Here is a 13,215-nt window from a genome sequence, read left to right on the forward strand (position 1 = left end):
CCATAAGCCGCAACCGCTGGTCTTTCGACAACGGTGGATAATTGGGGGCTTGGCAGAAGGTTTCACGTAAAGAATATGTTAACCTTCAAAATTCGGGTGTAAGAGCCCTGCTGGCGTAGTGTTAGGGAGTATGGTTTTGCGGCGCATTTTTTCTTGGTCTGCCCCTGCGTTGCTTGTTCTAGTATCTCTGCTCACCGGTTGCGCCAGCCGCCCTGAAGGTGTGCTCGTTCCAATCGGCGATACTGCCTCTCCCGGCACGACGAAGGTCAACCTCGTTGTCGCGACCACCCGCCGCCCGTCCGATAACCCGGGCATTCTTTTCTCCGGCGAGCGCGACAAGCTCGTATCGCTCAATGAGATCGTCGTATCCATTCCCCCGGAGAAAAACCGCAAGGCGGGTGAAGTGCAGTGGCCGAAGAAGCTGCCGCCCAATCCGCAGAAGGATTTCACCACCGTCAGCGTGACGCCGGTCAAGACGGACGTGGAAATGGCAGGCTGGGTTCGTCCGCACCTGACCAAGAGCCGCCGCGTGATGGTGTTCGTGCACGGTTTCAACAATACGTTTGAGGATTCCGTCTATCGCTTCGCGCAGATCGTGCATGATTCGGGCGCCGATGTAGCGCCGGTCATTTTCACCTGGCCGTCGCGCGCCAGCGTGTTCGACTACAATTACGACAAGGAAAGCACCAACTATTCCCGCGATGCGCTGGAGCAGATCCTGCGAGCCATCGTGCGCGAGCCCGAGGTCAAGGATATCACGGTCATGGCCCATTCCATGGGCAGCTGGCTGACGGTCGAGGCCCTGCGGCAGATGGCTATTCGCGATGGTCGTGTGAATGCCAAGATCACGGATGTAATTCTGGCCTCGCCCGATCTCGACGTCGATGTGTTCTCGAAGCAGTTTCTTGCCATGGGCAAGCAGCATCCCCGTTTCACATTGTTCACCTCGCGGGACGACAAGGCGCTTGCATTGTCCCGGCGCATTTCGGGCAATATCGACCGTCTGGGCCAGATAGACCCGTCGATCGAGCCTTATCGTTCCGAACTGGAAAGAGCGGGCATCACCGTCATCGATCTGACGCAGCTCAAGGCGGGAGACCGTCTCAACCATGGCAAGTTTGCCGCGAGCCCGGAAGTCGTGCAGCTGATCGGCAAGCGTCTCGTCGCGGGCCAGACCATCACGGATTCGCAGGTCGGTCTCGGCGATCGTCTGGGTGCAGTTGCGATAGGGACGGCGCAGGGTGTCGGGACGGCGGCTTCGCTGGTGGTCACGGCGCCGATTGCGGTGTTCGATCCCAATACGCGCAAAACCTATGACGAGCAGATTGATCGTTTCGGTCGTGCTGTCGGCAATACGGTCGGCGCGGTGACGATCCCGACGCAGTGAGGCAGTCGGGAAGGCATCTGCCTCGGCAGTTGTCATATTTAAGCTGACGCTGTAGGACTCGCGGCCAACCATTTCGGTCGCGAGGAGGACCTCATGCAGATCATCCGCACCATAGAGGAGTTGCGTCAGGCTCTGGCGCCCGCAAGGCGGGCTGGAAAACGCATCGGCTTTGTGCCGACCATGGGCTATCTCCACAAAGGCCATCTTGAACTGGTTCATCGATCCAGAGCGGAAAACGATGTGACGGTCGTGTCCATCTTCGTCAATCCGTTGCAGTTCGGCGCAAATGAAGACCTCGACAAATATCCTCGGAATCTGGAGCGCGACGCAACTCTGCTGCGAGGGGCCAGTGTCGACTATCTTTTCGCGCCAGCGGTCAGCGACATGTATCCGCGCCCCATGCAGACCGTGGTGGATGTACCCGCGCTCGGCAACCAGATGGAGGGCGAGGCGCGTCCCGGCCACTTCGCCGGTGTCGCGACGGTGGTCAGCAAGCTCTTCAATATCGTAGGCCCGGATACTGCTTATTTCGGCGAGAAGGACTTTCAGCAACTCGTCATCATCCGCCGCATGGTGGAAGACATGGCCATTCCGGTGCGTGTCGTCGGCGTCGAGACCGTGCGGGAGGATGACGGCCTCGCCTGTTCGTCGCGCAATGTCTATCTGACGCCAGAACAGCGCGCAGCCGCCGTCATCGTGCCAAAAGCGCTCGACGAGGCGGAACGCCTCTATCGCTCCGGCATGGATGATCCTGATGCGCTGGAAGCCGCAATTCGCGCCTTCATCGCTACCGAGCCGCTGGCAACGCCCGAAGTAGTCGCGTTGCGCGACCCTGAAACCCTGGAGCGCCTGACAGCTGTACAGGGGCGCCCGGTTCTCATTGCGCTGTTCGTTCGTCTTGGCGCGACCCGGCTTCTCGATAACCGCGTCATCGCACATGTCGCGCAGGAAAAGGCAGCCTGAAATGAGCGCACCCGTCAAACAGAAGCGGCTGACGCCTAAATCCATCCACGCTATGAAGGGCGAACGCCCCATTGTCAGCCTGACCGCCTATACGACGCCGATTGCGCGGCTGCTCGATCCGCATTGCGACCTGCTGCTGGTCGGCGACTCGCTCGGCATGGTGCTCTACGGCATGGATTCCACTCTTGCCGTAACGCTCGACATGATGATCGCCCATGGGCAGGCGGTGATGCGGGGCGTGGAGAAGGCCTGTGTTATCGTCGATATGCCGTTCGGTTCCTATCAGGAATCGAAGGAACAGGCGTTCCGTAATGCGGCGCGCGTCATGCAGGAAACCGGCTGCGACGGCGTAAAGCTCGAAGGCGGCGAGGAGATGGCGGAAACGGTTGCTTTCCTCGTCAAGCGCGGCATTCCCGTGTTCGGCCATGTCGGTCTGATGCCGCAGCAGGTCAACACGGTCGGCGGCTTCCGCTCGCTCGGACGCGGCGATGAAGAGGCCGATCAGATCCGCCGCGATGCACAGGCCATTGCCGATGCGGGCGCTTTTGCGCTGGTGATCGAAGGCACGGTGGAGCCGCTGGCGCGTGAGATCACCGCATCGCTTGCCATCCCGACGGTCGGCATCGGGGCATCTGCTGCCTGCGATGGACAAATATTGGTTTCAGACGACATGCTGGGGCTTTTTCAGGATTTCACGCCGCGCTTCGTGAAGCGTTTTGCGCATCTGGCGCCAGAGGTGTCCGATGCGGCCAAAGCCTATGCCGAGGAGGTGCGGGCACGCTCTTTTCCGGGGCCGGAACATGTTTTCGGAGCAGGGAACAAGGCTTAAACGCTGAAAGCTGTGGCCGGTAACGCGCAGCGCCTTGTATTCGTTGCTCAATCACGTTCAATGCCGGAAGTGCATTCTGGAGAGGCCGTGACTGACGATATTGCCCATACCGAATTGATAGCCGTGCTGGCAGCTGTTACCGGCGAACAGCCGCGCGTCATGACCGTGCGGGGAGGGCAGGCCCTGCCATCCGGTCCGTTCGAGAGCGAGCACCGTTCTCTGCAAGCAGGCCTGCGCGCCTGGGTGCAGTCGGAAACCGCACATCCGGTCGGATATCTGGAGCAGCTCTACACCTTTGCCGATCGGGACCGACATGCACAGGGCGAGCGTATCATCTCAATCAGCTATCTGGGCCTGGTACGCGAAAGCGACGCCGCTGCGGGGCAGGCTGGATGGCGCGGCTGGTATGATTATCTGCCGTGGGAAGATCACCGCCATGGCGAGCCGCCCATCATGGAACACCTCAACAACGCGCTGCTCGTCTGGGCCTACCGGGCAGAGACGCCCGAACTGACGGCGCAGCGCATGCGGCGGATCGCCTTCACCTTCGGCTTTGAGAGCGGAGATTGGAGCGGGCGCTGGAATGAAGACCTTGTGCTGCAACGCTATGAGCTGCTGTTCGAGGCTGGTCTGGTGGCCGAGGCTGGTATGCAGGAAGACGAGAACGGTCGCTCCATGTTTGCCGATCATCGTCGCATCCTTGCCACGGCGATTGCGCGGCTGCGCGCCAAGATCAAATATCGCCCGGTGGTGTTCGAGCTGATGCCGGAAAGTTTCACCCTGCTGCAATTGCAGCGCACCGTCGAAGCGCTGGCGGGTCTGCGCCTGCACAAGCAGAATTTCCGCCGCCTGATCGAACAGCAGGATCTGGTCGAAGAGACCGGCGAAAGCCACAGCGAAACCGGCGGACGCCCGGCAAAGCTCTTCCGTTTCCGCTACTCGATTGTCGAGGAACGCGCCCTTTCCGAGCGTCATCTGGCTGGAGCCAAACTGCCAATCTCCCGCGATTGACAATATGCTCGAATCGAGTATAAGGTTGCGATTATGAAATACTCATATTGAGTATAATGGAAATGCGTATGTGACCTTGGAGGCCACCTTGAACGATCATGTTTCCGTTTCACAACTTTATGACCGGGTGGCCAGGGTGTTGCCAAAGGCGGAGTGGCTCGGCTTCGAGGACGATGTCGCGGCCATTCTCGAGCTGAAGAAAAAGCGCAATGCCGTCATCCTCGCGCATAATTACCAGACGCCGGAAATCTTCCACTGCGTGGCCGACATTGTCGGCGACAGTCTGGCGCTGGCACGCAAGGCGGCTGAAGTCGATGCCGATGTTATCGTGCTTGCGGGGGTGCATTTCATGGCCGAAACGGCCAAGCTGCTCAACCCCGGCAAGACAGTGCTGATCCCCGATATGGGCGCGGGTTGTTCGCTGGCCGACAGCATCACACCGCAAGACGTGGCGCTTTTGCGCGAAGCGCATCCGGGCGTGCCGATCATCACCTATGTCAACACATCCGCCGCCGTGAAGGCCGCGTCCGACATTTGCTGCACCTCCGGCAACGCCACAAAGGTGGTGGAATCGCTCGGTGTGCCGCGTGTGCTGATGATTCCAGACGAGTTTCTGGCCCAGAACGTGGCGCGTGAAACAGACGTGGAAATCCTCGCCTGGCATGGCCATTGCGAGGTGCATGAGCGTTTCACCCCAGACGATATTCGTGAACTGCGCGAAAGCCATCCCGGCGTCATGGTTCTGGCGCATCCCGAATGCCCGCCGGAAGTGGTGGAGGCAGCCGATTTTGCCGGTTCCACGGCAGTCATGTCGGATTATGTCGGTCAGAAGAAGCCGCAGCGCGTGGTGCTTTTGACCGAATGCTCAATGAGCGACAATGTCGCCGTCGATCACCCGGATGTTGAGTTCATCCGCCCCTGCAATCTTTGTCCGCATATGAAGCGTATCACCCTCGCCAATATCCGCGATGCATTGGAAAACAATCGTCATGAAGTGGTGGTCGACGCCGCTTTGATGGAACCGGCCCGGCGCGCCGTCGAACGGATGCTGGCAATATGATCAACGCCCGGACGGCCCCGGTTCTCATCGTCGGCAGTGGACTTGCCGGGCTGATGACCGCGCTGACGATATCACCCCAGCCGGTCCTGCTGGTGACAGCGGGAAGCCCTGGCCTGTCCGGTTCCAGCACTTTGGCGCAGGGCGGGATCGCTGCGGGTATCGGGGCGGACGACAGTACAGCGCTGCATCTGGCCGACACAATTGCGGCGGGCGATGGCCTCTGCGATGCGGCGGTTGCTGCGGAAATCATAGCAGCAGGCGCGGACGTGGTTGCTGCTCTGGAAGCCCATGGCGTGCGCTTCGACCGCAAGGCCGACGGTTCGTTCTCCCTTGGTCTGGAAGCCGCGCACAGTCGCCATCGTATCGTCCATGTCGATGGCGATGCGACGGGCGCTGGCATCATGCGCGCTTTGATCGCGAAGGTTCTGGCAACGCCCTCGATAACCGTCATGGAAAACACCCGCGCCCTGCGGCTCATCAAGCAGGATGGCCGGGTGGTCGGTGCCTGCCTGGAGAATGTTGGACCGGTTGCCGCGCGCGGCGTGGTTCTGGCGACCGGTGGTATCGGCGGGCTTTATAAAGCAACCACAACACCGCTTGGCAATCTGGGGCAGGGGGCTGCTTTGGCGGGTCGTGCGGGCGCAGTGCTTGCCGATATGGAGTTTGTGCAATTTCACCCGACTGCACTTGCCGTCTCTGCACCGCGTCTGCCGCTGGTCAGCGAAGCGGTGCGCGGCGAAGGCGCTGAGCTCATCAATGATCGCGGTGAGCGGTTCATGGCCGACATTCCGGGCCGCGAGCTGGCCCCACGCGATGTCGTTGCCCGTGCCATTGGCAGCGAGATCGGCCAAGGTCGAAAGGTTTTCCTCGATGCGCGGGCGGCTCTGGGGGCAGGTTTTGCAACCCGCTTCCCGGGTATCGATGCGCTTTGCAGGCAGCATGGCATCGACCCTTCGCGCGACCCCATTCCGGTGCGGCCCGCCACCCATTACCACATGGGCGGCATCAAGACCGACGCTGACGGGCGCAGCACGATACCCGGCCTGTGGGCTGTTGGTGAAGCTGCCTGCACCGGCCTGCATGGCGCGAACCGGCTTGCCAGCAATTCTTTGCTCGAAGCTGCGGCAATGGGGCTGCGCGCCGCTCACGCCCTTGTGGATGACGAAGTGATCGGTGCTCGCCAAATCGCGCCTGTTAGCCTGCCCGGAGATACCGATCCTGAACCGGTAAGGCGCGTCGTTTCCAGTCATCTAGGACTGTTGCGCGATGAAGAAGGTTTGCGCGTGGCGGTCACCACCCTTCTTCCGCTCGCTGAGTCAGACGATGCCGCCGCGGTGGCGCTGGTCGCTGCGGTTGCGGCCTATGAACGGTGCGAGTCGCGCGGTAGCCATGCCCGCATCGATCATCCGCAAAAGGATGCAATTGCCAGACGCCGTTTTCACACATTCGAGACAGCGTTCGCGCAGGCCCGCGAGATAAACGATCCAAACCGAATTTCCAGGATAGCTTCATGAACCTGCCGCACCTGTCTCCGCTTGTTGTCGAACCGCTGGTGCGCACCGCGCTTCTGGAAGATCTGGGGCTTGCCGGCGATATCACCAGCAATGCCGTCGTACCGGAGGATCACCGCTCGGCCATGCTGTTCAGCCTGCGCCAGCCGGGTGTCATCGCCGGGCTGGATGTGGCTGAAATGGCGTTTCGTTTGGTCGATCCGGACGTCACTTTCGAGCGCATGGCCCGGGATGGCCAGTTTCTTGAAAAAGGGAGCTACATTGCCCGCGTTTCCGGCAGTTCGCGGTCGATCCTGGCGGGTGAGCGAACGGCGCTCAATTTTCTCGGTCACCTGTCCGGTATCGCCACGGCAACCGCCAATCTGGTGAAGGCGGTCGCGGGAACCAGGGCTTCTATTGTCTGCACGCGCAAGACGACGCCGGGGCTGCGTGCCTTGCAGAAATATGCGGTCAGGGCAGGCGGGGGAATGAACCATCGCTTCGCGCTCTATGATGCGGTGCTCATCAAGGACAACCACATCGCAGTCGCGGGCGGCGTGCGCGAAGCCATCGAGCGCGCCAAGGCCGGTGCCGGCCATATGGTCAAGATCGAAGTTGAAGTTGACACGCTGCAACAGCTTGATGAAGCAATGGTGGTGGGTGTGGACGCAGTTCTGCTCGACAATATGTCCCCGGCCCAGTTGCGCGAGGCTGTATCGATCATCGATGGCCGCGCCATTTCGGAAGCTTCGGGCGGCATCACACCGGAAACGATCGCAGCTGTTGCCGCAAGCGGTGTCGATCTGATTTCGGTCGGCTGGACGACGCACAGCGCGCCAAACCTCGATATCGGGCTCGATTTTGAGTTGAATGGCTGAGGCGATAGCCCGCAATCATCCCGAATATTCGGACTTGTTGCGCTGCAAAACCCAACACATGGTACCGGGGTGGGCTGCGGTTTGGTCTGCGCCCTGCGCCTTCCAAATTCGCGCAGAAACTCCCTTAAAAACATGATTGTAATATTCATATTTTTGTGCCACACATTCACTGACTGATAGTCAGTCATGAGTCGTGCGGCGGTTCGGGCACCTGCTTGTGTGCGTGCGGGTCGCCGGATCGTCGTCACGGCTCGCAGCGGCAACATTGCTGTGAAATTCAGGAATATCGATCAGGAGGGAGCGTAATGCTTCACCATATGGAAAACTGGCCCTACGTGGTCACCCTGTCGAAGGGCGCATCGACCATGGAGGAGACGCGTGAATCCTTTGATGCCTGGAACCGCTGGCTTGATGAAGGAAAGCCCTTTGTCACGATCCGCCGATTTCTGGACCAGGATGCTCTCACGCATCCGGAAGGATCGGCGCGTGAAGTCAAGCAATGGTTTCAGCGCAATGCGCAGCGCATTCGCGAACAGGTGCTGGGGATGGTGAATATCGTGCCCGAATCTGTGTATGAACAGGCAAGCCGCATGGACGCTGAAAAGCTGTTCCGTGTTCCGGCTGGCACCTTCTCCAATGTCGAGGCAGCGCTGCACTGGCTGGAAGACCGGGTCGTTCGGCCAAACAGGCTTGTTTTTGACAGGGCGGCAATCCGGGGTAGATTGGCGGCATCCTGAAGTTCCGGAGATTGCTTTGCCGCCGACCGCCACCAAGCCCAAACCCCGCACCAAGCCCGCTGAAATACGTCGCGATGAGTTGATGGCTGCGGCCGAAGCCCTCTTCCTCGAAAAGGGCTTCGCGGCGACGAGCGTGGATGAAATTGTCCGCCTTGCCGATGTAGCAAAAGGTACGTTCTATCTGCATTTTCGCAGCAAGGACGACATCCTGATCGCCTTGCGGGAGCGATTTATCGACGGGTTCTGCGAGGGGCTGGAGCGTCAGTTGGGCCAGTATCCGGCCGATGACTGGCACGGAAAGCTGGTAGCGTGGGCCGAGACGGGTATTGCCGGCTATCTGGACAATTACAGGATACACGACATGGTGTTCCATGATTTTCATCCGCCCCTGCGGCGCCTGAAGCAGGAAAATCCGGCGATCGTCCGGCTCGATGCGTTGTTGACCGACGGCAATTCCGCAGGTGCATGGAAAATCTCCAATCCGCGTTTGACGGCTGTGCTCCTTTTCAACGCGCTGCACGGTGCGGTCGATGAAATCATCTCCAACCCCGATATGATGGATCGAACGGAAATGGTCGCGGGCGTTAAGGCGTTTTTCTTGCAGGCGGTACGGGCTTAGAGCGTCCTGTTTTTTGTTTTCCCCGAGCCTGTTCCAGTTTTCGGCAGACGCGCACCCGAGAACGGGCAAAGAAAAAGGGAGGCTGATGCCTCCCTCCATTAACAGTCTAGCCCGTTTCGGCAGGCTTACTTCTCCACGAACGCCTTCTCGATGACGTAGTGTCCGGCTTCGCTCTGGCTGCCTTCCTTGAAACTGCGCTCTTCAAGTATCTGCTTTGTTTCGGCCAGCATTTCCGGGCTGCCGCAGAGCATCATGCGGTCGTCGTCATGATTGAATTCTGGCAGGCCAACATCGGTGAACAGCTGTCCTGAACGAATGAGGTCGGTCAGGCGGCCACGATTCTTGTAGGGCTCACGCGTGACTGTCGGGTAGTAGATGAGCTGCTTCTTGACCATTTCGCCAAGGAATTCATCCTGCGGCAGTTCGTTGGAAATGAAATCCGTATAGGCGAGTTCCGCAACCTGACGCACGCCATGAACAAGAATGATCTTTTCGAAACGTTCATAGGCTTCCAGATCGCGAATGATCGACAGGAACGGCGCAAGACCGGTGCCGGTCGAGAGCAGCCAGAGATTCTTGCCCGGTTTCAGATTGTCGTAGAGCAGCGTGCCGACCGGCTTCTTGGACAGGATGATCTGGTCGCCAACCTTCAGATGCTGCAGCTTGGAGGTCAGCGGACCGTTCGGCACCTTGATCGAGAAGAATTCCAGCCCGTCTTCGTAAAGGCTCGAGGCAATCGAATAAGCGCGCGTAAGCGGCTTGCCGTTTACTTCCAGCCCCATCATGATGAACTGGCCGCTCTGGAAGCGAAAGCCGGGGTCGCGCGTGGTGCGGAAGGAAAACAGCGTATCGGTCCAGTGATGGATGTCGGTGACGGTTTCCTGATTGAAGTTGCTGCTCATTTTCGGAACTGTCTCTGTCTTGCTCCTGCACCGCTTGGGAGGACGGCGCCCGTGGATGGATCGGTCGTTTTGGTCATTGCCGCATTTTGCCCACAGTCACGCAGCTCCGTGGAGTCTGCATTTCCTGCAGGCAAAACGCCTTGATCGCAATCAATGTAAGCGCGTCATGCTGCCTTCAGGGTGGCTTCCGCGAATTCGTAATTGGCCAGCTTGTCGAGGAAATTCGTTACATAGTCAGGCCGACGATTACGGAAATCGAGATAATAGCTATGCTCCCAGACATCAAGCCCTAATAGCGCCTTGCCTTCGCCGGTTGCCAGCGGGTTGGAGCCGTTAGGGGTCTTGGTGACCTTGAGCTTGCCGTCATCGGCCAGAACCAGCCATGCCCAACCCGAACCGAACTGGCCGACGGCTGCGGTCTTGAAGGCTTCCTTGAACTGGTCGACACCGCCGAAATCTTCGGTGATTTTCTTTTCCAGCGCGCCCGGAAGGCGGCCACCGGAAGCAGACAGGTTCTGCCAGAACAGATTGTGGTTCCAGTGCTGGCCGGCATTGTTGAACACCGGGGCCAGATCGGCCTTGTCCTTGGCAAGGAGAATGATTTCTTCGAGCGACTTGCCCTTGAGCGCATCGTTCTTTTCAACGAATCCGTTGAGGGCAGTCACATAAGCCTGATGATGCTTGCCATGATGCAGCTCAAGCGTTTCCGTCCCCATTCCCACGCCCTCGAGCGCGTTGGTTGCATAGGGAAGCGGGGGCAAGGTGAAGCTCATTTCAAAACTCCTTGTTACGTACGCCGTCGCGGTACGGACCGTCAGGTCCGTCAATCTGTTGCTGGACGCCGGTTGAGTGCCGTCAATTGATAATTATCTTGCTAAAGTGGGGTAGATAGCTTATTTAACAAGATAATTCTTCTTTAAATAGAAAATCGCCAATATGTCAAGGAATGACTTTCTAAATACCGACACTTCGGTAGCACGTTCTCCCGCCGAGCGCGTAATGCTCACGCTTAAGATGCGAGGCGCGCAGACGGCAGCTGCGATCGGCGAGCATCTGGGAACGACCGGCGAAGCGGTCCGCCAGCAACTGGTGCGACTGGCTGAAGAAGGTCTGGTCGCTCCCCACTCTGTGTCGCAGGGTGTCGGGCGTCCGTCTCAATTCTGGGACCTGACAGAGACCGGCAACAGGCGCTTCCCCGATACACATGCCGATTTGACGGTCCAGCTTCTCCATTCCGTTCGCAGCATTCTCGGTGAAGACGCGCTGGACACGCTGATCGCTCACCGCGAATCCGAGACCCGCCGACAGTATCAGGCGCGCCTGAAAGATCTGCCGCTCGGCGAGCGGGTGCTGGAACTTGCCGCGATCCGCTCGGCGGAAGGTTACATGGCCGATGCCGAAAAGCAGGAGGATGGTTCTTGGCTCTTCGTCGAAAATCACTGCCCGATCTGCGCTGCCGCGGACGCCTGCCAAGGCTTCTGCCGTGCGGAGCTTCAGGTATTCAGGGCCGTGCTTGGCCCTGATGTTTCTGTAAACCGAACCGAACATATTCTGGCCGGTGCGCGGCGCTGCGCCTACGTTATTTCGCCCGCCGCCTGATAATTCTCAGCATCGTGCCGTTTGCGGCTGTCTTGCGCTGCGGACGAGAGCGAGCGCCGACACGAACGCCAGTGCGGACAGAATGGCGAAGCCGGAAAAGAGCCAGAGCGCCGCATGTGCGGTGCCTGCAAAGCCGCCGGGATTGGTGAGGCCAGCCATATTGGCAACCATTCCGGCAAGTGCTGCGCCAAGGGCGGTTGTGAAAAGCTGCACCATGGTCACGGAGGCGGATGCAAGGTTCTGATCTTCTGCGTCTGCGCGCTTGAAAATGCCGGTCAGCAGGTGCGGCCATGTCAGCCCTACGCCGAAACCGATGACTGCGAGCGCGATGCAGATCGGCAGCAGATCATACCAATGACCTTCGCTTCCTGCCGGAATGAGGACGGCGAGCGCGACCATCCCGGCTACGCCCATGACGGGGGCGGCGAGAATAACGCGGTCGGTGCGCCCGGCGGCAATCCCCGACGACCCGATCGAGCCAAGTGTCCAGCTGCCGCCCATGATTGCTGCCAGATATCCAGCGACAAGCGGCGACTGGTTATGCAGCACCTGGAAGAACAGCGGTACGAAGACTTCGGAACTGGTAACGGACGCGCTGAGGAAGGCGATCGTCAGATAAAGCGCGCCGAGTTTCCGGATACTGAAAGAGCCTTTCGGAAGAATGCGTCGGCTGGCCTTCTTTTCGACGGCTGCGAGGAGAAGCAGCAAGACGATTGCGAGCGCGACGCCGCCGGCATTCAGCGCCAGTTCCGACGAAATGCTTCCGGCGGAAACGGCAAGGACGGCAGTCGTCAAAAGAATGAGCTGTGGCCATGCCAGCCGGTCATTGCTGGCAGCGGAACCGGATTCGCCGGGCAGAACCGTCATGGCCATGATGGTGAACACGGCAATCACGGGCGCAAGCGACCAGAAGGCAGCGCGCCACATGCCGAGTTCCGCAAAAACGCCGCCAATCGCCGGGCCGACAAGCGTGGCAACGCCCCACATGCCGGAAACGAGGCCGATGGCGCGGGGCCATAGCGATTCATCAAAGACGATGCGGATCATTGAATATGACAGGGCGAGCATCATGCCGCCGCCAAGACCCTGAATGGCGCGCCCCGCCAGCATGACGGGCATGGATGGCGCGAGGCCGCAAGTCAGGGTTCCCGCAGCAAAGATGCACGCTGCGACCAGATAGGCGCTGCGCGGGCCTGCACGCGAAAGCAGGCGCGGCACAAGGGCGGAGCCGAGAATGGATGCGGTCACGAACAGCGCCGTGTTCCACGCGTAATAATCCATGCCGCCAATGTCGGCGACCACCGTCGGGAGGATGGTTGTGGCAATGAATACGTTGATGGCGTGAAGCGCAACGCCGCCGACGAGCGTCAGCGATACGATAGCGTTCCTGCCTGCGAACAGGTCTCCCCAACCGGCGGTCGGCTTGTGATCCTGCATCTGATTTTCCTTTGGCTGTCATTGCGTGGGCGAATGCCTGATGAGGTCGCCCGGAACATGGAATAACGGCTACGCTCGTGTTCGTAATTTGTCAAGCAAATGCTTGTTTAATTAATTTGACGATACTCACCAATCGTAGCGGGCCATCCAGTCGTATAAAAGCCAGGGGCACCGGCAAAGACTTTCAACGAAAACGGCGGAGCGGGTAGAGCGGGAAGGGGAGGGGTTCAAATCCTGATAAAAATCTCTATATGAGACGCGAGTCCTGAAGGCAGGGAAGTAATCCGCGATGGCTTATGGGAA

Annotated in this window: 13 protein-coding genes; 10 read left to right on the forward strand and 3 right to left on the reverse strand. The window is 59.4% G+C overall.

The features are described 5' to 3' along the window. Positions 1-130: 130 nt before the first annotated feature. The 9 genes from JNC63_RS07715 to JNC63_RS07755 all read left to right on the forward strand — a co-directional run bounded on the left by JNC63_RS07715 (position 131) and on the right by JNC63_RS07755 (position 8,974). Entirely contained in the window at positions 131-1,387 is a 1,257-nt protein-coding gene (locus JNC63_RS07715) for an alpha/beta hydrolase (RefSeq protein ID WP_031346485.1), read from the forward strand. A gap of 93 nt (positions 1,388-1,480) precedes the next feature. Continuing rightward, positions 1,481-2,350: a pantoate--beta-alanine ligase gene (gene panC, locus JNC63_RS07720; protein ID WP_151601920.1), complete on the forward strand. Its 870-nt coding sequence runs from the start codon at positions 1,481-1,483 to the stop codon at positions 2,348-2,350. Between the two features lies 1 nt (position 2,351). Further along, positions 2,352-3,179, forward strand: a complete 828-nt coding sequence (gene panB, locus JNC63_RS07725; RefSeq protein ID WP_113342093.1) for a 3-methyl-2-oxobutanoate hydroxymethyltransferase — start codon at positions 2,352-2,354, stop codon at positions 3,177-3,179. A gap of 60 nt (positions 3,180-3,239) precedes the next feature. Next, complete coding sequence (locus JNC63_RS07730; RefSeq protein WP_113342151.1) at positions 3,240-4,190, forward strand: NUDIX hydrolase; 951 nt, start codon at positions 3,240-3,242, stop codon at positions 4,188-4,190. 88 nt (positions 4,191-4,278) lie between these two features. Next, positions 4,279-5,250 (forward strand): quinolinate synthase NadA, encoded by a 972-nt coding sequence (gene nadA, locus JNC63_RS07735; protein WP_162750333.1) that lies wholly within the window; start codon positions 4,279-4,281, stop codon positions 5,248-5,250. Further along, a complete protein-coding gene (locus tag JNC63_RS07740) occupies positions 5,247-6,764 on the forward strand; it encodes an L-aspartate oxidase (protein ID WP_113342095.1) in 1,518 nt (505 codons plus the stop codon). The genes nadA and JNC63_RS07740 overlap by 4 nt, the downstream gene beginning before the upstream one ends. Next, positions 6,761-7,618 carry a carboxylating nicotinate-nucleotide diphosphorylase gene (gene nadC, locus JNC63_RS07745; RefSeq protein WP_113342096.1) on the forward strand — a complete coding sequence of 286 codons (858 nt, stop codon included), beginning with the start codon at positions 6,761-6,763 and terminating at the stop codon, positions 7,616-7,618. Before JNC63_RS07740 ends, nadC begins: the two co-directional genes overlap by 4 nt. A gap of 305 nt (positions 7,619-7,923) precedes the next feature. Continuing rightward, on the forward strand, positions 7,924-8,355 hold the full coding sequence (locus tag JNC63_RS07750) for a hypothetical protein (protein ID WP_112701044.1): 432 nt from the start codon (positions 7,924-7,926) through the stop codon (positions 8,353-8,355). Between the two features lie 16 nt (positions 8,356-8,371). Continuing rightward, a complete protein-coding gene (locus JNC63_RS07755) occupies positions 8,372-8,974 on the forward strand; it encodes a TetR/AcrR family transcriptional regulator (protein ID WP_112701043.1) in 603 nt (200 codons plus the stop codon). A gap of 125 nt (positions 8,975-9,099) precedes the next feature. Here the strand turns inward: JNC63_RS07755 and JNC63_RS07760 are convergent, their stop codons facing one another. After that, positions 9,100-9,876, reverse strand: coding sequence for a ferredoxin--NADP reductase (locus tag JNC63_RS07760; RefSeq protein ID WP_113342098.1), 777 nt, complete (start codon positions 9,874-9,876; stop codon positions 9,100-9,102). Between the two features lie 164 nt (positions 9,877-10,040). Next, the gene (locus JNC63_RS07765; protein ID WP_006471043.1) at positions 10,041-10,649 is read right to left on the reverse strand and encodes a superoxide dismutase; all 609 of its coding nucleotides are present in this window, start codon (positions 10,647-10,649) and stop codon (positions 10,041-10,043) included. A 226-nt stretch (positions 10,650-10,875) separates the two neighbouring features. Here JNC63_RS07765 and JNC63_RS07770 point away from each other — a divergent pair, with 226 nt between their 5' ends. Then, positions 10,876-11,475 (forward strand): helix-turn-helix transcriptional regulator, encoded by a 600-nt coding sequence (locus JNC63_RS07770; protein WP_113342099.1) that lies wholly within the window; start codon positions 10,876-10,878, stop codon positions 11,473-11,475. Positions 11,476-11,481: 6 nt separating this feature from the next. Here the strand turns inward: JNC63_RS07770 and JNC63_RS07775 are convergent, their stop codons facing one another. Next, entirely contained in the window at positions 11,482-12,912 is a 1,431-nt protein-coding gene (locus JNC63_RS07775) for an MFS transporter (RefSeq protein WP_113342100.1), read from the reverse strand. Positions 12,913-13,215: the final 303 nt, after the last annotated feature.

The sequence above is a fragment of the Brucella ciceri genome, assembly GCF_041930145.1.
Taxonomy (GTDB): Bacteria; Pseudomonadota; Alphaproteobacteria; order Rhizobiales; family Rhizobiaceae; genus Brucella; species Brucella intermedia.